This window comes from Streptomyces sp. NPDC001204, from assembly GCF_053598035.1.
The window spans coordinates 1-20,034 of the sequence record NZ_JBSFJL010000020.1 but is presented as its reverse complement, the minus strand read 5'-3'; the positions used below and the strand labels follow the sequence as shown (position 1 = coordinate 20,034).

The window sequence follows — 20,034 nt, the reverse complement described above, 5'->3', positions numbered from 1 at the left end:
GACCACGGCGCGGCTCGCTCACGGGTCTTCCTTGGGGCTTCCTTGGATCTTCCCGCGGCTCACCGGCTGTGTTCGGCGTACTCCCGGAAGTGTTCCAGATCGCTGCGGACGTGCCGTTCGATCGCGTTGGCCTGGGCGAATCCCCTGGGGCCGCCGAATGCCTCCCGGACGGTGTCGGGGTCGTACTCCAGCCGTGCCTGGATCCGGGTGTTTCCCTGGTCGATGGGGTGCAGGCTGAGGGAGCACTTCAGTTCCGGGGCTCCCGTGGTGTGCCACTCCATCACGCGGTCCCCGGCGCGGTCGGAGACCTCGGCTTCCATCTGCCGGGCCTGTCCGCCCGCCTCGATGTCCAACTGGGCACGGCCCCCGGCCTCCGCACGGGCGTCCCGCACGCCGTCCATGAAGCGGGGATAGTTCTCCACCCGGTGAAGGCTGTCCCAGGCGCTGTCGATGGGGACTCCGATGTCGATGTGTTCTTCGAGGGTGCTCATGGCGACCTCCACGGTTCGGCTCACGACGCGCGTCCTTCTGCCTCCAGTGTGCGCCCCGCTCCGGTGGGCCGGGGTCCTGAGCGGGCGGCCGCGAGTCAGGCGCCCACCCGGACCAGGCCGCTCTCGTAGGTGAAGATGACCGCGTGGACGCGGTCCCGCAGACCCAGCTTGGACAGCGGGCGGCCGAGGTGTGTCCTGACGGTCGTCTCGCCGAGGAAGGGGCGCGCGGCGATGTCCGCGTTGCTCAGCCCCCGGGCGACCAGGGCCGGCACCTCACGCTCGCGCTCGGTCAGCCGCGACAGCCGCTCACTCTCGGCGGGGCGGGCCTCGAGCAGGACGAAGCGCTCCACGGCGGCGGATGAGGCCGGTCACCGACCGGCGGAACGCTGACGGAAGCACGCCGCATCCGGCTCCGGGTGCCCGCGGTGCATGCCCGGACTACGCTCCCCGTATGGCCGGCCCATCCCGTCGGGATGTCTTCCGGCCCGAGCGGGCCCGGGGACCTGCGCCATCGGACCCTTCGCCGCCGGACGGGGATCGCCGCGTGCAAATGCGTGTGCGGAATGAGGCCGGGGCGGCGAACCGGAGGCGCGCGCCGACCGCACTGGTGACCGCGGCGGCGCCGGCCCTTTGCGGCTGCGGTGGCGGCAGCCTCGCGCCGCGGGCCGGAGCCATGACGCGGGTGCCGTCGGCGAGCGGCGCGGCGACCGGGGCCGGGACCTGGGCCGCCCGGAGCCCTGGCGGGTCCGTCGACTGCCGCAGGACGAGACGCGTGGCGCTCACCTTCGACGACTCGCCGGGCGTCCGCACCCCGCGGATCCTGGACATCCTGCGCCGGTACCGCGTGCGCGCCACCTTCTTCACCCTGGGCAGGCACCACGTCGTCGCATACCCGGGAACGGTCCGGCGGATGGCCGCGGAAGGCCACGACGTGGAGACCCTCACCTGGTCCCACCGGATCCTCACCGGGATCGGCCCGGCCGAAGCGCGCGAGGAGATCACCCGGGGCCGCGATGCCGTGGCGAAGGTCATCGGCCGCCGGCCCGTCCTGCTGCGCCCGCCGCAGGGCCGTACGAGCCCGGCCGTCGCAGCGATCTGCCGGCGGCTCGGCATGGCGCAGATCCTGTGGAGCGCCACCGCGTCCGACTACGAGACCACCGACTCCGCTCGTATCACCCGCCGGATCCTGGCCCGCACCGGCCCCGGCGGGATCATCCTGCTGCACGACCGGGTGGACGCCGCCAACCGCGGCTACAACGGCACGGTCGCCGCGATACCCGGCATCATCTCCGGCCTCCAGGAACGCGGTTACACCTTCGTCACCGTCACCCGGCTCCTCTCCCCTGCCGGGCCCCGGCCCGGTGAGGTGTACCGCGACGGGCCTCTCGACCGGTGACGGCCCCCTTCAGTACCGTGAGCCAAGGGGGGTCTGATGACGTCGGAACCGGAACGCGCGCTACCGTCGTTCGCCGCCCTTCCGGTCCTGTCGGTGGCCGTCGCCTTCGCCTCGGTGCTGACCGCGCTGTCCGGGCGGTACGGCTATCACCGCGACGAGTTGTACTTCCTCGCCGCGGGCGACCATCCCGCCTGGGGATACGTGGACCAGCCGCCGCTGACTCCGCTGGTGGCCCGCGCGGCCCGAACCGTCTTCGGCGACACGCCGGCCGGACTGCGCGTCCCGGCCGCCCTCGCCTTCGCCGCCTACGTCGTCGTGGCGGCCCTCGTCGCACGGGAGTTGGGGTGCCGGCGGCCGGCCCAGGCGCTGGCCGCCGGGCTCGCCGGTCTGAGCGCTCAGGCGCTCGCCGTCGGGCACATGCTCTCCACCGCCACCTTCGATCTGCTCGCCTGGCTGATGATCTGCCTGCTGGTGCTGCGGCTGCTCCGCACCGGCGACGGGCGGTGGTGGCTCGCCCTCGGCGCGGCCGTCGGCGTCGGTCTGCTGAACAAGTACCTGGTGGCGCTGCTGGTCGTCGTGCTGCTCGCGGCGATCCTGGCCGTGGGGCCACGGCGGGTGCTGCGCAGTGGGTGGCTGCCGGTGGGCGCGCTGGTCGCCCTGGTGGTGGCCTCGCCCGGTCTGTGGTGGCAAGTCGACCACGGCTGGCCCCAGTTGACCGTCGCCGGCGGGATCAGCCAGGACGACGGGGCGGAGAACCGGCTGTTGTTCCTGCCGCAGCAACTCGTCTATCTCTCGCCGTTGTTCGTGCCCGTGTGGGTCACCGGCTGGCTGCGGCTGTGGCGTGATCCGACGCTGCGCTGGGCCCGGGCGGCCGCGGTGGCGTATCCGCTGATGTGTCTGCTGGTGCTGGGGCTCGGTGGCAAGGGGTACTACGCGGTCCCGCTTCTCGTGGTGCTGCTCGTGGCGGGCTGCGAGCCGCTGGCCGACTGGCTGCGATCCCGTTCGCACGCCCTGCTCCTGGCGGGCGCCGTGGCGGTGACTGCGGTGATCAACGCGATGGTGACGCTGCCAATGCTGCCGCCGAGCGCGCTCGGCGTCCCGCTGGCGATGAACAAGGAGCAGGGCGAGCAGATCGGCTGGCAGGCCCTGGCGGACACGGTCAGCGAGGCATGGCTCGCCGTACCGGCCGAGGACCGTGCGCGTGCCGTGGTCTTCACGCAGAACTACGGCGAGGCAGGCGCGTTGGACCGCTACGGCCCCGAACGCGGCCTGCCCCGGCCCTACTCGGGGCACATGAGCTACGCCGACTGGCGCCGTCCACCGGACACCGCGAACGGCCCTGTACTCCTCGTACGGCAGCAAAACGCTTCCGGCGTCGAACAGTTCTTCACCGGCTGCCGCCCGGTCGCCCGGGTCGACAACCGGCACGGCGTGCCCAACGAGGAACAGCACGCCACGGTCGCCCTGTGCTCGGGGACGACAGCGCCGTGGTCGAGGCTGTGGCCGTCTCTGCGCCACTACCACTGAGCCACCGCCGGGTCCGGGTCCGGGTACCTCAGTTCCTGGCGACGGGCAGCGCCACCGTGATGGACAGCCCTCCCCGGGGGCCCGGCTCGGCGGCCAGGTCGGCGTCGTGCACTGCGGCGACGGCGGAGACGATGGAGAGCCCGAGGCCGTGCCCGTCCGGGTTCCCGGTCCGGGACTCCAGACGCTGGAAGGGCTGGAACAGGGTGCCGATACGGTCCGGTGGGATCTCCGGTCCGCTGTTGACCACCCGCAGGAACGGCCGCCCGTGCGCGGTTCCGGTGACCACACGCACCCAGCCGCCGGGCACGTTGTACCGCAGGGCGTTGTCGACCAGGTTGGCGGCCAGGCGCTCCATCAGCCGGGGGTCGCCCGAGGCCGGCGCCGGTGCGAGAGCCGTGTCCACGTCCGTCGCCCGCGGATCGCCGTCGCGCAGGACCCTTCCGGCGACCCGGGCGAGGTCGAACGGCTCGCGCCGGTCCAGTCCGCGTTCGCTGCGGGCGAGCATCAGCAGCGCCTCGATGAGGCGTTCCTGGTGTTCGCCGGCGGCCAGGACCCGTTCGCAGACGCGGCGCAGCGAGTCGCCGTCCGCCGCGGGGTCGGCCAGCGCGACCTCGATCATCGCCCGTTGCAGGGTGAGCGGGGTGCGCAGCTCGTGGGAGGCGTTGGCCGCGAAGCGCTTCTGCGCGGCGAACGCGGTGTCCAGGCGGCCCAGCAGATCGTCGATGGTGTCACCGAGGTCCTTCAGCTGGTCGTCCGGGCCGGTGACGGCGAGGCGTTCGTGGAGGTTGCGCTCGGAGATGCGGCGGGACTTGTCGGCCATGATCCGCACCGGGCGCAGCGCCCGCCCGGCCATCAGCCAGCCCAGGCCCACCGAGACCGTGGACATCAGTCCGAGAGCGATGGCCGACTGGGTGAGCAGTTGCCGCAGCATCGCCTCGCGCTGCTCCGCGGCGCGCGTGCCCATCAGCCGGCGCAGAAGGTCGGGGTCGACCGCCTGGAACAGGACGTTCGATCCGGCTCTGGTGGAGACGAACAGGCGTGGGGTGCTGGAGCTCGCGACGAGGACGTAGGTTGAGGAGCAGGGCCGCACCGGAGACGAGGAAGAGCGCGCCGTAGAGCGCGGTCAGCCTCAGCCGGACCGTCCAGCGGATACGGCGCGGCGCCCGGCCCACGGAGTCAGATGCGGTAGCCGGCATGGGGCACCGTCTCGATCACCGGCGGTTCCCCCAGCTTGCGGCGGAGCCGGCTGATCGTGACCTTGACGGTGTTGGTGAAGGGGTCGGCCGCGTGGTCCCAGGCGCGTTCGAGGAGTTCCTCCGCGGACACGACGGCGCTGCGGGCGGCCAGCAGCAGCTCCAGTACGGCGAACTCCTTCGGGGACAGGTCGAGCCGTCTCCCGCCCCTCCGACGCGCTCGCCGCCAAGCAGGCCACCGACGACACCCTCAGCGGCCTGCTCCTCGGCCTCGGCGCCGTGGCCCTGCTCGTCGGCGGGGTCGGTGTCGCCAACACCATGGTCATCTCGGTGCTGGAACGCCGCGCCGAGATCGGTCTCAGGCGTTCCCTGGGCGCCACCCGCGGTCAGATCCGCACCCAGTTCCTGTGCGAGTCCCTGCTGCTGTCCGCCCTGGGCGGCGTCGGCGGGCTGGCACTGGGCATCGGGGTCACCGTGGGCTACGCCGCCTACCAGGGCTGGCCCTCCGTCGTACCTCCCTGGGCGATGGCCGGCGGCATCGGAGCGACCCTGGTCATCGGCGGCATGGCCGGCTTCTACCCGGCCCTGCGCGCGGCGCGGCTGCCCCCGACGGAAGCCCTGGCCGCGACCTAGATGATCGATTCCAAGGGATCGGCTGCGCGTATGAGGCGAGGGAGTCCAAAGTGCGGTTGTGACGCCAGACTTGGACTCCCTCGGCGGTTACTGCGCCAGCCACAGCCGCTTCTTCTGGTGCCTGCGCCTGCAACGCGTCATGCAGCGCATCCTCACGCTGACCACCGCCATCCGGCACAACGACCAGAGCGGACAGCCCGTCCCGCGCTCACTGACCGCCTACGACCACTAACCCTTGGGATCGATCATCCGGTTGGGCGGTGCCAGGGTGCGCACGACGTCGAACTCGTTGCCCTCGGGGTCGGCCATGACCACCCAGCTCCAGCCGGGGCCCTGGTCCACGTCCACCTTGGCGGCGCCAAGGCCGAGCAGCCTGGCCACCTCGTCGTCGGTACTTCCGTCGATCGGGCTGACGTCGAGGTGGAGCCGGTTCTTCACGGTCTTGCCCTCGGGCACCCGGATGAACATCAGGGTCGGCGGCATCTGGCGGGCCCGGACCTCCTCGACGGTCGGTACCCAGGAACCGATCTCGACCTTGCCCTCGCTCCGGTCGATCACCTTGAAGTCCAGGACCGCGCACCAGAAAGCCGCGAGCCGCTCCGGATCGTGACAGTCGACGACCAACTCGGTGAACCTACTGGTCATAACTCCCCCAGACAGTACGGACGGGGGCTCAGCCTATGGGGTCTCGCCACCGGTCCGACAAGTCCGGAACGCGTCGGCCGCCCGCACCGCGGTGCCTCGATCGACACCGAGTGGTACGCCGAACCGGACGATGAACCGGCCACGATGGGCGACGCACTCGGGCATCCCGTGCGGCAGATCGGAGCCCGCATCCGGCCAGTGCTCCACCGCGCTCGCAGGCGGGGCAACGGACAGCGGTGATGCCTCGGGTGTGGTGTCCCTCAGGGACGGCGGGGGGTCACTGGCCGCGCCTGCGTGCCCCGCCCGTTTGCCCCCTTTGCGACCGGAGCGCGCCCTACCCCCGCTCCCATCCCCTGCCGCACGCTCGGAACCATGGGGGATCCGGATCCACACGAAGCGGCCTTCGCCCTGTTGGGCGGGCCCGTCGGCCGTGATGGCACCGCACGACAACTCACCGGCAACCGGCCGTGGGAGAAGGTCGACCGCGCCCAGGCCGCCCGCGACGGCGCCACGGGACCCGAGCCGCCCGCTCCGCCCCTGTGCCCGCACTGTGGTCTGGTGGGAGAACGCCGCCCCACGTACACCGGGTACCACGTCCTGCTCGAACCCCGGCACATCGTGCCCGCCCACCTGGTTCCCGGCGGCCACCGCTGGCACGTCGACACCGACGGCACCGCGTGGAACGGCGGCCTGGAGGAACCCTCACCCGGCACCGCCTGCCGCATCCCCCATCAGCTGGCGTGCCCCAGCCTGACTCCGGACGAGATCGAACGGTGGTGGTGGCTGGCCTCGGTCCGCGAGGAGAACGCGCGACGGGCCCGGCAGAAGGCCGATCTCTCGGGCTGTCCCGGGCGCCTGCCCGACACCGGATGAGCGGCGGCGCATGTTCAGTGCTCATCCTCGCGGGGACGCTCGGCCGTGCCGAGGATGTGAGCGGCGGACGGCAGGGGGATGCGGGTTTCAGGGAAGGCGAACCTCTCCGCCTCCGTGAGAGTGAACCCGGCCGCGATGACGGCCGACCGGGTGTCGCGGCCGGTGTGGCAGCCTCCGCACAGCAGGGGCCAGAAGGTCGCGTCCACCGCGCGCTGGACGCGGCGCATACCCGGTGTGTCCGCCTGGACGTGCTCCAGGAACCGCAGGTGGCCTCCGGGCCGCAGGACGCGGTGGATCTCGGCCAGTGCCGCTGCCTGGTCTGCCACCGAGCACAGGGTGAGGCATACGACGGCCGCGTCGAACGAGGCGTCGGGCACCGGCAGTTGCTCGGCCCGGCCGTCCGCGACCTCCACCTCCGCGGGCACGGTGCGGGCCGTTTCCGCGGCCAGGGCGCGCAGCCGGGGCTCCGGTTCGACGGCCAGGACGCGTCTCACCTCGGGTGGATAGTGCGGGAAGTTGAGTCCATTGCCCGCGCCGATCTCGATGACCCGGCCGGACAGACCCGCCACCAGGCGCTTCCGGTACCGCGTGATGCCGGCCCTCTCCAGGCCGGGGCCGGCGACACGGGCGTAGAAGCGGGCGAAGACGGGGTGGCTGACCTGTGGGGCCATGGCGGATCACCGTTTTCGTGTCAGGGGCGGTGCCTGGTGGTCGTCGCGAGCATGTGTTCCGACCCAGCAGACCACACAAGTGATCTGCTGACGCTCGTCAGAAGCACCCCCTAGAGTGATCCGCCTATTGATCTGATGGTGTGCTGAAACGGGGGATGAGTGAGCAGGAACCGGCGGACCGGAGCGTCCGAGCGGCGGGCGTGCCGCAAAGTACTTCACGTGGAGTGGGAGCCGAGCGTCGAACGGAATCCGGTCGGCATCGGCACCGGTCACCCACACGAGGAGATGACGTGAGTGCACTCGCCACCCCTTCCCTGCTGGCGGCCACCCTGGCCACAGGCCTGATGGCCGGTCTGTTCGCGGCCTTCGCCTACGCCGTCATGCCCGGTCTGCGCCGCGGTGACGACCGCACGTTCGTCACCGCGATGCAGCAGATCAACAAGGCGATCCTCAACGGATGGTTCATGACGGGCTTCCTGGGGGCGATCCTCGCGCTCGCGCTGGCCGCCGTCGCGCAGTGGTCCGGCGGCGATCGCAAGGTCTTCGTGTTCGTCATCGCCGCGCTGGCACTGTATCTGGCGATGTTCGTCGTCACCGCGGCGGTCAACGTCCCACTCAACGACGAGTTGGCCGCGGCCGGCCCACCGGACCGCATCGGCGACCTCGCCGCCGTGAGGGAGCGCTTCGAGTCCGGCTGGGTCGCCTGGAACATCGTCCGCGCCGTGACCTCCACGGGCGCGTTCGGCTGCCTGGCCTGGGCACTGGTCCTGCATGGCCGCTCCACCCCCTGAGACGATCGACGGGAGATCCGCGCGGCCTGGTGCCGCGTACGCCACCGATGTCATCGCCGGCACCGGCTGCCGGCGTTGCGACAGCCGGTGCCGGCCGGCCAGTCCCTGGGCGGGCACACGGCCATGCTCACCGCCGCCGCGCATCCCGTCCGGGTCCGCGCGGCTCGTACTCGGGACTTCCTCGACGATCTCGCGCCCGCCGGGCGATGACTCTCGACGTCGAGAGGGGTCTTGCCGAGATGCCGCACCGGCCCGGCGTGGCCATCATGGTCATCCAGGTCCCGGTCCGGCCTCAGGAGCGTCGGCCGCATGGGAAGGGTGATGACCATGGAACTGTTCCCGCCGATCCCACTCGCCGAGTGGCGCGACACCAAAGAGACGCTCCACCGCTTCGCGCAGATCGTCGGGAAGGTCCGCCTCGCCGCCGGCACCCGGCGCAACCACTGGTGGAACGTCCCGTTCCACCTCACGGGGCGCGGTATCACGACGCGCCCGATGGGACAGGTCGACGGCAACCCGATCTTCACGATGGACTTCGACTTCGTCGCGCATCGGCTGATCGTCTCGACACTGGACGGCCGGGAGAGCTCCTTCCCGCTCGCCGGCCGGTCCGTCGCGTCCTTCCACGACGCGGTCATGGACTCGCTGGCCGCGCTGGGCATCCGGGTGCGGCTCAACGTGCCCACGCCCTTCGACCTGCCCGACTCCGGCCGGCCGTTCGCCGAGGACACCGAGCACGCAACGTACGACCCCGCGCAGGCCAACCGCTACTGGCGGGTGCTCAGCCAGGTGGCGTCGGTGCTGGAGGAATTCGCCGCGGGGTACTCGGGGAAGGTGAGCCCGGTGCACCACTTCTGGCACACCTTCGACATCGCGCACACCCGGTTCTCCGACCGTCGCATCGAGCAGCCCCGGCAGGTGGACCCGGTCACCCGGGAGGCGTACTCCCGGGAGGTGATCAGCTTCGGCTTCTGGTTCGGCGACGACGCCTTCCCCGCGCCCGCGTTCTACTCCTACACCGCTCCCGAGCCGGCGCACCTGGCCGAGGAGCCGCTCCAGCCCGCGGCGGCGCACTGGGTCGCCCGCATCGACAGTCACCTGGCCGTACTGCCGTACGACGAGGTCCGCACCGAGGACGACCCGCGTGCCGCCGTGCTCGCCTTCTACGAGAGCGCGTACCGGGCCGGTGCCCGGTGCGCCCGGTGGCCGATCGACTCGCTCGCGTGCCCGGGCGGGGTGACGGACCCGCAACTGCGGGCCCACACGGCCCGCCCCGTTTCCGGCTGAGGCTCAGCCGCGGTCGCGCGCCGCACGTCGGCGGGTCCACCCGGCCACCACTCCTGTCAAGCGTCGGCGCGCGCCGGCTCGCCCTCGAGCAGACCCGTCGCCCGGCCCACCTCGATGAGGCAGCCACGCGGCACCCGCAGCCGAGTAGCGATGATTTCGGCGCGGGCCGCCGGTCGTTATGGGTGAGGGAAAGGAGATCCGCCATGCCGACACAGGGAACCTCAAAGCAACCCACGACCGAGTTCGACGCCCGCTACAGCTCCGCTCTGAATCCCCGCCCGGGTGCCACGGAGGTCGCCGCCACCGAGTGGACCGAGGCCCAGCGGCTGCTGAAGTCCGCCGAGATCTTCTGGGTGTCCACGGTGCGGCCCGACGGCCGGCTGCACGTCACTCCCGTGATCGCCGCCTGGCACGACGGGGTGCTGTACTTCTCCACCGGCCCGGCGGAACAGAAGGCGAGGAACCTCGCTCATGACGCGCACTGCGCACTGACGACCGGGGGAAACTCGCTCACCGAAGGGCTCGACCTCGTGGTCGAGGGCAAGGCGGAACAGGTTGCCGATCCGGCGCTGCTGGAGGAGGTGATCGCGGCGTACGAAGCCAAGTACGGGCCGCACATCACCTCCCCCGAGGGCACCTTCCACGGGATCGGGGACGCGTTCCGGAAGGGGGACGCGGTGGTGTTCGCGGTGTCTCCGGCAACGGCGTACGGCTTCGGCCGGGACGACGGGGTGTACACCCATACGCGGTGGAGGTTCTGAGCAAGTCCGAGCAGGGGAGGACGCAGGTGATCGGCACCGGCGAGTACGCGGATCTGTCCGCCCTGGACATCGCCCGTCATGTGCGGCACGGCGACATGACGGCCGTCGACGTCGTCGAGGCCGCCCTGGCCCGTATCGCCGAAGTCGACGATGGCGTACGCGCGTTCACCGAGGTCTGGGCCGAGCGGGCGCTCGCGCACGCGGCCGGCGTCGACGCCCGGTTGGCCCGCGGCGCCGTACTGCCTCTCGCGGGTGTGCCGATCGGCGTCAAGGCGAGCGAAGGCCCCGGCTCCCACCAGAACACCCGGCTGGTGGGAGCCGGATGCGTGCCGGTGGGTGCGACCTCGGTGCCGCGTACCAGCCGCGGCTGGCAGACCTACGGGCACACGGACCGGGGTCCCACCCTCAACCCGCTCGATCCTGCGTGGTCGCCCGGCGGCTCGTCCGCGGGTTCGGCGGCCGCGGTCGCCGCCGGACTCGTCCCCCTCGCCAGTGGGTCCGACGGCGCCGGATCGGTGCGCATCCCCGCCGCGTGGTGCGGCATCGTCGGATTCAAGCCCACCAACGGCCTGCTCCCGGCCCGTGATCGGGCGGGTCTGAACTCGCCTGGCGTCCTGGTGGGCGACCCGCGGGACGCCCTCGCCCATCTCGCCGCGGTGACCGGGTCGCCGGTGCCGGACGTCCGCTCCACGTACCCGCTCCCAGCGGTCTGGTCGGCCACTTTGGGATACGCGGACACCGATCCGGCGGTCGCGGCCGTCGCCCGCCGCTCGGCGGAGAACCTCGCCGAGGCCGGACTGATCACCCTGGCCGAAGACTCCGGCCTGACACTCGCCGACCCCGCCCCCGCCTGGACGGCCCTTCGCGCGGGGCGGCCTTCCCCGACCGAGGGTGTCAGCAGGGTCGTCAGCACCAACGAGGAGCGACTGCGCGACTGCTTCCAGCGAGCCGACCTCGTCCTCACGCCCACCACACCCCACCCGCCGCACGGCCACGACGGGCCAGGGGCACGGATGAGCGTCGCCCTGACCTGGGCGTTCAACCTCAGCGGTCATCCAGCGCTCAGCCTTCCGGCAGGGATCACGGCCCAGGGAGCGCCTGTCGGTCTCCAGCTCGTCGCCCGCCACCACGAGGAGCGACAGCTCCTCGACGTCGCCGACCGCGCCACCCGGCTGGGCGCCGTCCCCCGGTCGCTCGGGGGTGGTTTCGGCGCCCGCGCCGGTGGCGCGGCGTTGTCAGAGGGTGGTGGCACAGTGACGGACAACGATCGAGAGGGGTGGAGGGGCGATGGGGGATTTCTTCGAGCGGATCGTCGACGTCGAGGTGACCGGCGAGGAGGCCGGGCCGCTCGCGGATCGGATGGTCGATTGGCTGGTCACCGAGGGCCTGATCACGCGTGAGACGTCCGGCGACGGGGTGTACAGCCTGAACGTGGATGAGGGCCATGTGCCGGGCCCGAACTGGGCGCGGGCCGTCGCCGACTCCTCGGACCCGGACTGGCGGCCGGGCCCGGTGGCCGTGATCGTCGGACGCGACCACCACTGCGGGGGTCAGGGAGTGGACGAAGCGGAGTACGCCGTCTGCCCTCGGTGCGAGACCAGGACCGTGATCATCGGCTACCCCGAGGAGTTCGAGGCCGACGAGGAGGTCTGGCGCACGTTCAGGGACGGCATCGCCGCCTGGAAGGACACGGGTGAGGGCGGTGTCCCCTGCTCCGCCTGCGGTGCCTCGGTCCCGGTCACCGAGTGGCGGTGGGACTCCGGTTTCGCGGTGGGCGCCCTCGCTTTCGACTTCTGGGGATGGCCGCCGCTCTCCGCCGGCTTCAGCGCGGAGTTCAGCCGGCGGCTGGGGCACCGAACGGCGGGGCAGACGGGCAAGTTCTGAGGGGTCTTCCCCGAGCTCTTCGCGGCGGCCACACCCGGAGCCTCACCCCGGCCCGTTGCCGGTCGCACCGGGCCGGGAGGGAGGACGGTCGTCAGCGAGCGTCGTCGAGGACCTCGCGCAGCCTGCGCGCGAAGGCCTCGGGCTTACCGGCGTAGCCGGACTCGTCGCCGAGGAAGCCACCGTGGTGGCTGGGGAACACCGTCGCCTGCCGGCCGAGCAGTTCGGCCGCCGCCTCCGAGGTGCGTCCGGTGAAGGTGTCGAGGGTCTCCTCACCGACGGCGATCAGGACCCGCGTCGGCGCGGAGTTCAGGGCGTCGATGTCGGGCCGGTAGCCGCTGACCGCCCAGGACCGGTCGGAGAGCAGCGGGTCGTCACGGGAGCCGTCGTCCTCGGTCGGCATCCCGAACGCGGCCGGATCCGGGGCGGGTTGGGCGAAGTACGCGTCGGTGAACTCGCCCCGCCACGAGGTCATCGCGATGAACGCCGCCATGCCGGCACCCCAGCCCTTGTCCTGGTACGCCTGCCGGACGGCGGCCCGGGCACGCTCGGCGGCCGCGGCGTCGGGCAGTACCGGGATGAGCGGCGGCTCGTGCGCCACCAGGGTGGTCACGTCGTCTGGGTACGCCGCCACGAGGGCGAGCGCGGTCACGGCGCCGCCGCTGCTCGCGAACATCTCGACCGGGCCCGCTCCGAGCGCCTCGATCACGGCGTGCACGTCGGCGGCCTGATGCTCGGGCACGTGGTCGACCCGGCCGTCCTTGCGGGTGCTGCGGCCGAGACCGCGCGGGTCGTAGGTGACCACGGTGCGGTCGGGGAAGTGCGACGCCAGGGTGCGGAAGCCGCCGGCGTCCATGGGCTGGCCGATCATGACCAGCGGTGGGCGTCCGTCGGCGGTCGGCAGCGGGCCGTGGACGTCGTAGGCGAGGTCGGCTTCGGGAGTCTGGAGGATCCGATTCGTCATGAACGTTGGACCCCCGCGGCGCCCAGAACTCATCGCACCCCGCCCCACGCCCATGCTCGCTCAGCGGTGGGCAGGGGGTTTCCCGGTGCATGCGGGAGAGCTTCTCGGGGTTGCGCACGGCATGGAGCCCGGTGACGAGGCCGTCCTCGATGCGCAGGACCACGACGGTGTCGAGCGCGCCGTTGATCCGGAGGATCAGGGCCGGGCAGACAATGACCTGCGGATGTGTGGCGCACGTCACATCGCCGTTCCGTCACAAGGAGCGGGTCGCCGGCATCTCGTGTTCGTCCAGCGCAACACGACAACCAGCGAGTGACGAGTGGGGACGACATCATGAACGCTCGGTTCAACCTGTTCGAGAACGAGATCGGGGCCAAGTTCGCCAAGCGGTTCGCAGGCGCCGGCCTGGTGGTCCAGCAGTCGCCACTGCCGAGGTCCACGCAGGAGCTGGTGGCGCTGCGCGCCAGCCAGATCAACGGCTGCGGCTGGTGCGTCGACATGCACACCAAGGAGGCGGCGGCCGCCGGTGAAACCGCCGTACGGCTCAACCTCGTCGCGGTCTGGCGCGAGTCCACCGTGTTCACCGAAGCCGAGCAGGCCGCCCTGGCGCTCGCCGAAGAGGGAACCAGGCTCGCCGACGCCTGTCAGGGCGTGTCCGACGAGACCTGGGCCCAGGTGCGCAAGCACTACGACGACGACCAGATCGCCGCACTGGTCGCCCTGGTCGCCCTGATCAACGCGGCCAACCGGCTCGCCGTGATCGTGCACCAGCAGGGCGGTTCCTACGAGCCCGGCATGTTCGCCGCCGCGTTCGACTGAGCTGCGGCCGCATGGGGGCCCGGCCCGGGATCATTCGATCCGGGGCCGGGCCCACCGAGGTCCGAGCGCGGCGCGGCGCACGCCGAAGCCCGACGGTGCGGTGACACTCCGTACAGCCCCCGGCCCCCAGCTGAGAGCAGCGGCTCGGGCGACACAGAAGGCGAGACCGGACGGAGGGGGCCCGGATTCTCGATCTCGCCCGGCACTTCCATGGAGGCGGACACTGGCCACAAAGGGGCGAATCCGGGCCCGATGTCTGCTGGGGGCTTCCTCGGGTCCTGACCAGGAAGGAAGCAGACCGTGCAGATCACCCGTCGCGACGTCCTCAAGCTCGGTGGCCTGGCTCTGCTGGCCGGTGGCGCCGCAAGGCCGACTTCCGCCTCCACGGCGCCGTCCGCCCTGCCCGATGCTCCGGGCAAGGCGGACTACACGGTGCGGATCGCGACCGGGCTCGTCGAGCTCGCGCCGGACACGATCGTGTCCACCACGACGTACAACGGACAGTTCCCCGGCCCGCTGCTGCGGTTCACCGAAGGCCGCCCGGTCGTGGTCGACGTCCACAACGACACCGGCACCCCCGAGCTGCTCCACTGGCACGGCCAGCGGGTTCCCGCCGAAGTGGACGGGGCGGCGGAGGAGGGCACCCCGTACATCCCCGCGCACGGGACGCGGCGCCTGTCGTTCACGCCCGGACCGGCCGGTTTCCGCTTCTACCACACTCATGTGGCAGCACATGACGACCTGAGTCTGGGCACCTACACCGGTCAGGCAGGCCCGGTCCACATCGAGCCGAAGGCCCACCCCGGCGCCTACGACCAGGAGGTCTTCCTGGTGCTGAAGGAGTTCGGGCCCGCCTTCAGCCAGGGCGGGGACATGGCCCAGAACTTTCTGGCCGGCTCCGAGGTGCCGGCCCTGAAGCGCAGGGGTGAGAAGGCGATGGCCGGCTCACTGGCCCGGGGGATGCCGCACGGCTACGAGGTCGGCTACACCGCGTTCAGTGTCAACGGCCGCAAACTGGGCCACGGCCCGCCGATCAAGGTCAAGTCCGGGCAGCGCGTGCTGTTCCACGTCCTCAACGCCAGCGCCACCGAGATCCGCAGTCTGGCCCTGCCCGGCCACACCTTCGAAGTGGTCGCCCTCGACGGCAATCCGGTACCCCGCCGCGCCGACGTGCCGGTGCTGTGGATCGGCACCGCCGAACGCGTCTCGGCCCTGGTGGAGATGAACCATCCGGGTGTGTGGGTACTGGGGGACCTGGCCGACGACGACCGGAAGAACGGCATGGGCACCGTGGTGGAGTACGCCGGCCGAGGCGGCTCCCCGCAGTGGACCGCACCGCGCACATCCACCTGGGACTACCGCACCTTCGCCCGCGCGGGTGCCACCGCCCGGCGGCCCGACCACACCTTCGACCTGCTGGTGGAGAAACGCAACGCCGCCGACAAGGGCTTCAACATCTGGACCCTCGACGGCGTGCCCTTCTCCATGGAGACCGACAAGCCGGTGCTGGACATCGACCGCGGCAGCCGCTGCCGGATGCGGTTCCGCAACGCGACCGACGACATCCACCCCCTGCACCTGCACCGCCACACCTTCGAAGTCACCCACATCGCCGGGACCCCGACCCACGGTCTGCACAAGGACGTCGTCATGCTCGGCGGCTACCAGACCCTCGACTTCGACTTCACCGCCGACCAGCCGGGCCCGTCCCTGTTCCACTGCCACCAGCAACTCCACATGGACTACGGCTTCATGACCCTGCTGCACTGCGCCTGACCCGCGCTCTCGCCGTCAGCGATCAGGCCAAGTCGACGCGCATCCCGCCCCCGGTCAGAGTGTCGAGCACTCCGGCGAACAGGTCGTACGGCCGTCCGTCCGGCGCCAAGATGCGGGACAGGTGCTCGCGCGCGGTTGCCGCGTCCCGCCAGAGCAGCCTTCCCGGAGAGGTGTAGCCGAACCTGCCGCGCAGGCAGTCGTCGAGGGCGGCCAGGCAGCCGCCGAAGTAGCCGCCCGGCCCGTTCACGGCCTCGCCGAGGGCCAGATGGAGCCCCGGGACGTCGGTGATGTGCCGGCCGTCGAGCTCGTACACCTGACCGGCCGGCTGGTCGGGGCGCGGGCGTCGGCAGGCCCGCTCCTGGACGACGTCCAGCCAGGCCCCGCGCCGCCGGGTGTCGAGGCCGGCCCACACACCGGGTGTCTCCGGCGGCCCGGCCAGCCACTGCTCCCAGAGCGGCCGGGCATGTTCGGGCACGGGCGTGAAGAACCGGCCGTCCAGCTCCAACTCGATCAAGCCCGCCTCGGGTGCGGACGGGTGGTACGCGTCGACCCTGGTCCACAGCAGCAGCCGGGCGAGCGGCTCGCCGCTGTCGTCCCGTATCACCAGGGCGGCCTCCCCCAGGTCCAGTGCCCGCCGGGTCCCCGCCGTCAGCGCTCGCCGCAGCGCCTCACCCGGGACGAGGTCCCGCAGGACCAGCGGGGGTTCGACCCGCTCGGGCGGCAGGACACGGGCGAACTCCCGGCAGGTGCCCAGCCATCGGTGCTGGTCGTGCAGTCGGACGGAACCCCGGTGCCCGACGGGCGGGCCCTCGCAGTCGTCGAGACCGGTGAGCACCAGGCCGTCCGTCCCGGGGTGTCGACCGAGGCTCTCCGCGTCTTCGAGGAGCCAGGGCCCGAGGTCCTCGTCCTCCGGCACCAGCCATACCCGCCCGCCGGCCCAGCCACGTACCTCGTCTCCTTCAGGAACCCAGCCGAAGAGTTCGTACGTGCCGCGCCGGGGCTCCCCGAACAGTCCCTCCACCTCGGCGCAGACACCCCAGACCTGGCCGTGCTTCGTATCCGTCAGCGCGTACCGCGCCCGTCCGCGACGGTCCTCTTCCTCATGTTCCTCACCCACGGTGGGAATCATGCCCGGTCATCACAACCGTGGAATGGCGGAGGCGGCCTTGGTGGCGCAGATCGTGCCGCGACCGTCGACGCCGGCGCAGGCGCGGACGCTGGTGAGCAGTGGCACCAAGCAGGAGCGAGAACAGCCCCAGCAGGCACAGCCCGTCGCCGACCAGGCCGGCCCGCACGAGCATCGCCGGGACGACCACCAGAACGGGCGTGGTCCACCAGGCAAGGACGTTGGCGATCCGCTGGCCCGGCCGCCCCTGTCCGGGGGATACGGATATCGCTTCGGCCGGGTCGGTCGTCATGCCCCGCCGGTACCCAACCGCGATCTCGGCGTCCTGGGTCGTCGACTCGATCCGGCACGAGCAGCAGGTCATCAAGCGTCCTGGCGCAGAAGCGACGTAGGACGGAGGGGCGGTGGAGGAGTCGACGTCGGTGTCGGTTTCTTGCCGGAGAACGACCGGCCGGCGTGTTTGACTCCGTGCATGACCACCACGCAGTCGGCCAAAGCCCAGCTCTTCCGTTCTCTGCACACGCCCGGCACGCCGCTCGCGCTCGCCAATGCCTGGGACGTCGCGAGTGCCCGGGTCATCGAGTCCGCGGGGGCCTCCGCGATCGCCACCACGAGTGCGGGCGTCGCCTGGTCGTTGGGCTCGCCGGACGGTGACGTCCTCGCCCGCGATCAAGCACTGGGGTTGATTTCCCGCGTCGCCGCCGCGGTCGCGGTTCCGGTCACCGCCGACATCGAGGGCGGGTACGGGCAGGACGCGGCCGAGGTCGCCGAGACCATCACCGGGGTGCTCGCGGCGGGTGCTGTCGGCGTCAACATCGAGGACGGCACCCGAGCCCCGGACGAGCTCGCGACGCGGCTGGCCGTCGCCCGGCGGAGCGCCGAGCGCGCGGGAGTGGAGCTCTTCCTCAACGCCCGTGTCGACACGTACCTGTTGGGGCTCGGGGACCCGGCCACCCGGCTGGAGGAGACCCTGGCCCGGGCGCGCCGGTACGTGGACGCCGGCGCGGACGGCATCTTCGTTCCCGGTGTCTCCGACACCGCCACGATCGCGGCGCTGGCCGAGGACGTCTCCGTGCCGTTGAACGTCATGGCCGGCCCCGGCGCCCCGAGCGTCGCCGAGCTGGGTGCCCTCGGTGTGGCCCGCGTCAGTCTCGGCCCGGGCGTGGCGCAGGCCGCGTACGCCGCCGCCCGCCGCGCCGCGCGGGAGCTCTTCGACACCGGTGACTACGACTCCCTGTCCGGCGGCATCACCTTCCCGGAACTCAACGCACTGCTCTCCGGGTCCCGTTGACAGCAGCATGGGCCTGGTGAGGAAACGGACGGACCCGGGGGCCGAGGCCCGTGCGGCGTCCCACTCCGACGGCTCGGGCTTCGAGACATTCGTCGGTTGAGGGGAAGCGGAAGTGCTCCCCCGGGCAGCGTGCCAGGGGGAGCACTTCGCTGTGCGCCTGCCGGTGACGGGTGAGAAGACGATCACTAGCAGGACATCCGCGGGACTACGTCGTCACGACGGTCGTCACGGTACGAGCAGCAGGCTGTCGCCGCGCTCCTTGGCGGCGGCGTAGCGCTTGGCCACGTCCTGCCAGTTGACGACCTGCCACATCGCCTCGATGAAGTCCACCTTCTGGTTCTTGTACTGGAGGTAGAAGGCGTGCTCCCAGGCGTCGAAGACCAGGATCGGGGTGGAGCCCTGCCCGACGTTGCCCTGGTGGTCGTAGACCTGCTCCACGATCAGACGCCCGCTCAGCGGCTCGTACGCGAGCACGCCCCAGCCCGAACCCTGGGTCGTGGCCGCGGCCTTGGACAGCTGCGCCTTGAAGCCCGCGAAGGAGCCGAACGACTCGGTGATGGCGCCGGCCAGCTCCCCCACGCCGTCCTTCTCCAGGGGCTCACCGCCGCCGTCGCCGGTCATGTTGTGCCAGTAGATGCTGTGGAGGATGTGCCCGGACAGGTGGAAGGCCAGGTTCTTCTCCAGACCGTTGATCGAGCCCCACGACTCCTTGTCCCGCGCCTCGGCCAGCTGCTCCAGCGTGTCGTTGGCGCCCTTGACGTAGGCCGCGTGGTGCTTGTCGTGGTGCAGCTCGACGATCTCGGGACTGATGACCGGGGCGAGCGCCGAGTAGTCGTACGGGAGCTCCGGGAGTGTGTAGACCGCCATGTCCGACATCATCCTTCGAGTTATTGCGCATGAGTTGCAAGTGCACAATAGCAGCAACAATGCGCTCGAGTGTTGACCCGGCAACAGCTGCCGCGACCCGTCGACACGGCCGGCCGCACACCTCAGCCACCGTGACATTTCCCGCGGATATGAATGAATCGCCCTATATTGACTTCACGACGCACGGCCCGCGGCACGACCAACCGCCGGTCGCCGAACGGCACCCCCCAGGAGCAGCGCATGACCACCGCCGCCGAACACCGCACCCATGACAACCACGCCCACACCCACGGCGAGGGCTGCGGACACGCCGCCTTCCCGCACGGCGACCACGTCGACTACGTGCACGACGGGCACCTCCACAAGGCCCACGACGGTCACACCGACGAGTGCGTGACCGCCGGCCACACCACCCACGCCCACCACGACCACCAGCACGGCGAGGGCTGCGGACACATGGCCGTACCCCACGAGGGCCACGTCGACTACGTGCACGACGGACACCGCCACGCCGCCCACGAGGGGCACTGGGACGACCACTGACGCAGCCGGCAGACCTCGAGCGGCCGGCGACCTCCCGAGGGCGCCGGCCCCGGAAGTCCCACCTCACAACAAAATAGTAATGAGATTCGTTTTCATGTAGCCTCCTGGTTGCTCACCGAAGGTGATGACCGAACCAGGAGGACCCCATGGCCGTTCCCAAGCGCAAGATGTCCCGCAGCAACACCCGCCACCGCCGCGCCCAGTGGAAGGCGGCCACGCCGGCGCTCGTCCCGATCACCGTCGACGGCGTCGCGCACCTCGTGCCCCAGCGGCTGGTGAAGGCCTACGAGCGCGGGCTGCTGCGCCCCGAGGGCTGACCGTCCATGGCTTCCGACCGCCTCCCCGTCACCGTCCTGTCCGGCTTTCTCGGCGCGGGCAAGACCACCCTCCTCAACCATGTCCTGGGCAACCGCGAGGGACTGCGCGTCGCGGTCATCGTCAACGACATGAGCGAGGTCAACATCGACGCCGCCCTGGTGCGCGGCGGCGAGGCGGCCCT

General features: G+C 71.4%; 22 protein-coding genes and 6 pseudogenes. 17 read left to right on the top strand and 11 right to left on the bottom strand.

Features of this window, described 5'->3' with window-relative positions:
* Positions 1-59: 59 nt before the first annotated feature.
* Both ACWC91_RS25410 and ACWC91_RS25405 read right to left on the bottom strand, forming a co-directional pair.
* On the bottom strand, positions 60-491 hold the full coding sequence (locus ACWC91_RS25410; protein ID WP_225077301.1) for an SRPBCC family protein: 432 nt from the start codon (positions 489-491) through the stop codon (positions 60-62).
* Between the two features lie 95 nt (positions 492-586).
* Positions 587-805 (bottom strand): annotated as a pseudogene (locus tag ACWC91_RS25405) (response regulator transcription factor); the annotation flags it as partial.
* Between the two features lie 44 nt (positions 806-849).
* Between ACWC91_RS25405 and ACWC91_RS25400 the strand changes: the two are divergent.
* Positions 850-1,887, top strand: a complete 1,038-nt coding sequence (locus ACWC91_RS25400; RefSeq protein WP_450726049.1) for a polysaccharide deacetylase family protein — start codon at positions 850-852, stop codon at positions 1,885-1,887.
* Positions 1,888-1,923: 36 nt separating this feature from the next.
* Positions 1,924-3,414, top strand: a complete 1,491-nt coding sequence (locus ACWC91_RS25395; protein ID WP_450641004.1) for a glycosyltransferase family 39 protein — start codon at positions 1,924-1,926, stop codon at positions 3,412-3,414.
* 28 nt (positions 3,415-3,442) lie between these two features.
* On the opposite strand, the gene ACWC91_RS25390 is transcribed toward ACWC91_RS25395, so the two are convergent.
* Together ACWC91_RS25390 and ACWC91_RS25385 are read right to left on the bottom strand one after the other, a co-directional pair.
* Positions 3,443-4,504 (bottom strand): sensor histidine kinase, encoded by a 1,062-nt coding sequence (locus ACWC91_RS25390; protein WP_450641005.1) that lies wholly within the window; start codon positions 4,502-4,504, stop codon positions 3,443-3,445.
* An 86-nt stretch (positions 4,505-4,590) separates the two neighbouring features.
* A pseudogene (locus ACWC91_RS25385) lies at positions 4,591-4,833 on the bottom strand (winged helix-turn-helix domain-containing protein); the annotation flags it as partial.
* On the opposite strand from ACWC91_RS25385, the pseudogene ACWC91_RS25380 reads away from it, so the two are divergent.
* Positions 4,803-5,240 (top strand): annotated as a pseudogene (locus tag ACWC91_RS25380) (ABC transporter permease); the annotation flags it as partial. The pseudogenes ACWC91_RS25385 and ACWC91_RS25380 overlap by 31 nt on opposite strands.
* A 133-nt stretch (positions 5,241-5,373) precedes the next feature.
* A pseudogene (locus ACWC91_RS25375) lies at positions 5,374-5,472 on the top strand (IS982 family transposase); the annotation flags it as partial.
* Here the strand turns inward: ACWC91_RS25375 and ACWC91_RS25370 are convergent.
* Positions 5,469-5,885 (bottom strand): VOC family protein, encoded by a 417-nt coding sequence (locus ACWC91_RS25370; protein ID WP_225077191.1) that lies wholly within the window; start codon positions 5,883-5,885, stop codon positions 5,469-5,471. The pseudogene ACWC91_RS25375 and the gene ACWC91_RS25370 sit on opposite strands and share 4 nt — an antisense overlap.
* A 372-nt stretch (positions 5,886-6,257) precedes the next feature.
* On the opposite strand from ACWC91_RS25370, the gene ACWC91_RS25365 reads away from it, so the two are divergent.
* Positions 6,258-6,758, top strand: coding sequence for a DUF6083 domain-containing protein (locus ACWC91_RS25365; RefSeq protein ID WP_450641007.1), 501 nt, complete (start codon positions 6,258-6,260; stop codon positions 6,756-6,758).
* 14 nt (positions 6,759-6,772) lie between these two features.
* Here ACWC91_RS25365 and ACWC91_RS25360 read toward each other — a convergent pair whose 3' ends face one another.
* Entirely contained in the window at positions 6,773-7,429 is a 657-nt protein-coding gene (locus tag ACWC91_RS25360; protein ID WP_225077193.1) for a class I SAM-dependent methyltransferase, read from the bottom strand.
* Positions 7,430-7,773: 344 nt separating this feature from the next.
* Here ACWC91_RS25360 and ACWC91_RS25355 point away from each other — a divergent pair, with 344 nt between their 5' ends.
* The 6 genes and pseudogenes from ACWC91_RS25355 to ACWC91_RS25330 all read left to right on the top strand — a co-directional run bounded on the left by ACWC91_RS25355 (position 7,774) and on the right by ACWC91_RS25330 (position 12,152).
* Positions 7,774-8,220 carry an anthrone oxygenase family protein gene (locus ACWC91_RS25355; protein ID WP_450641052.1) on the top strand — a complete coding sequence of 149 codons (447 nt, stop codon included), beginning with the start codon at positions 7,774-7,776 and terminating at the stop codon, positions 8,218-8,220.
* A gap of 31 nt (positions 8,221-8,251) precedes the next feature.
* A pseudogene (locus ACWC91_RS25350) lies at positions 8,252-8,382 on the top strand (alpha/beta hydrolase); the annotation flags it as partial.
* A 165-nt stretch (positions 8,383-8,547) separates the two neighbouring features.
* A complete protein-coding gene (locus tag ACWC91_RS25345) occupies positions 8,548-9,507 on the top strand; it encodes a DUF5996 family protein (protein WP_376499940.1) in 960 nt (319 codons plus the stop codon).
* Between the two features lie 203 nt (positions 9,508-9,710).
* Complete coding sequence (locus tag ACWC91_RS25340; RefSeq protein ID WP_225077194.1) at positions 9,711-10,268, top strand: pyridoxamine 5'-phosphate oxidase family protein; 558 nt, start codon at positions 9,711-9,713, stop codon at positions 10,266-10,268.
* On the top strand, positions 10,256-11,668 hold the full coding sequence (locus ACWC91_RS25335) for an amidase (RefSeq protein ID WP_450641008.1): 1,413 nt from the start codon (positions 10,256-10,258) through the stop codon (positions 11,666-11,668). The genes ACWC91_RS25340 and ACWC91_RS25335 overlap by 13 nt, the downstream gene beginning before the upstream one ends.
* Positions 11,556-12,152 (top strand): hypothetical protein, encoded by a 597-nt coding sequence (locus ACWC91_RS25330; protein ID WP_225077195.1) that lies wholly within the window; start codon positions 11,556-11,558, stop codon positions 12,150-12,152. Before ACWC91_RS25335 ends, ACWC91_RS25330 begins: the two co-directional genes overlap by 113 nt.
* A gap of 91 nt (positions 12,153-12,243) precedes the next feature.
* On the opposite strand, the gene ACWC91_RS25325 is transcribed toward ACWC91_RS25330, so the two are convergent.
* Both ACWC91_RS25325 and ACWC91_RS25320 read right to left on the bottom strand, forming a co-directional pair.
* Entirely contained in the window at positions 12,244-13,113 is an 870-nt protein-coding gene (locus ACWC91_RS25325) for an alpha/beta fold hydrolase (RefSeq protein ID WP_450641010.1), read from the bottom strand.
* A 76-nt stretch (positions 13,114-13,189) separates the two neighbouring features.
* Positions 13,190-13,318, bottom strand: a pseudogene (locus tag ACWC91_RS25320) (RNA polymerase subunit sigma-24); the annotation flags it as partial.
* Positions 13,319-13,446: 128 nt separating this feature from the next.
* Between ACWC91_RS25320 and ACWC91_RS25315 the strand changes: the two are divergent.
* Positions 13,447-13,932 (top strand): carboxymuconolactone decarboxylase family protein, encoded by a 486-nt coding sequence (locus ACWC91_RS25315; RefSeq protein ID WP_225077197.1) that lies wholly within the window; start codon positions 13,447-13,449, stop codon positions 13,930-13,932.
* Positions 13,933-14,232: 300 nt separating this feature from the next.
* Entirely contained in the window at positions 14,233-15,708 is a 1,476-nt protein-coding gene (locus tag ACWC91_RS25310; protein ID WP_450641011.1) for a multicopper oxidase family protein, read from the top strand.
* 22 nt (positions 15,709-15,730) lie between these two features.
* Here ACWC91_RS25310 and ACWC91_RS25305 read toward each other — a convergent pair whose 3' ends face one another.
* Together ACWC91_RS25305 and ACWC91_RS25300 are read right to left on the bottom strand one after the other, a co-directional pair.
* The gene (locus tag ACWC91_RS25305; RefSeq protein WP_450641013.1) at positions 15,731-16,837 is read right to left on the bottom strand and encodes a barstar family protein; all 1,107 of its coding nucleotides are present in this window, start codon (positions 16,835-16,837) and stop codon (positions 15,731-15,733) included.
* Entirely contained in the window at positions 16,818-17,126 is a 309-nt protein-coding gene (locus ACWC91_RS25300; RefSeq protein WP_450641014.1) for a hypothetical protein, read from the bottom strand. The genes ACWC91_RS25305 and ACWC91_RS25300 overlap by 20 nt, the downstream gene beginning before the upstream one ends.
* 180 nt (positions 17,127-17,306) lie before the next feature.
* On the opposite strand from ACWC91_RS25300, the gene ACWC91_RS25295 reads away from it, so the two are divergent.
* A complete protein-coding gene (locus ACWC91_RS25295; RefSeq protein ID WP_450641015.1) occupies positions 17,307-18,125 on the top strand; it encodes an isocitrate lyase/PEP mutase family protein in 819 nt (272 codons plus the stop codon).
* Between the two features lie 225 nt (positions 18,126-18,350).
* Here ACWC91_RS25295 and ACWC91_RS25290 read toward each other — a convergent pair whose 3' ends face one another.
* Positions 18,351-18,992, bottom strand: a complete 642-nt coding sequence (locus ACWC91_RS25290; protein ID WP_450641017.1) for a superoxide dismutase — start codon at positions 18,990-18,992, stop codon at positions 18,351-18,353.
* A 240-nt stretch (positions 18,993-19,232) separates the two neighbouring features.
* Here ACWC91_RS25290 and ACWC91_RS25285 point away from each other — a divergent pair, with 240 nt between their 5' ends.
* From ACWC91_RS25285 to ACWC91_RS25275, 3 genes are all read left to right on the top strand, one after another.
* A complete protein-coding gene (locus tag ACWC91_RS25285; RefSeq protein ID WP_225077203.1) occupies positions 19,233-19,535 on the top strand; it encodes a hypothetical protein in 303 nt (100 codons plus the stop codon).
* Positions 19,536-19,681: 146 nt separating this feature from the next.
* A complete protein-coding gene (rpmF, locus tag ACWC91_RS25280) occupies positions 19,682-19,852 on the top strand; it encodes a 50S ribosomal protein L32 (protein WP_141367375.1) in 171 nt (56 codons plus the stop codon).
* Positions 19,853-19,858: 6 nt separating this feature from the next.
* On the top strand, positions 19,859-20,034 hold a 176-nt coding region (locus ACWC91_RS25275), incomplete at its 3' end, for a GTP-binding protein (RefSeq protein WP_450726059.1).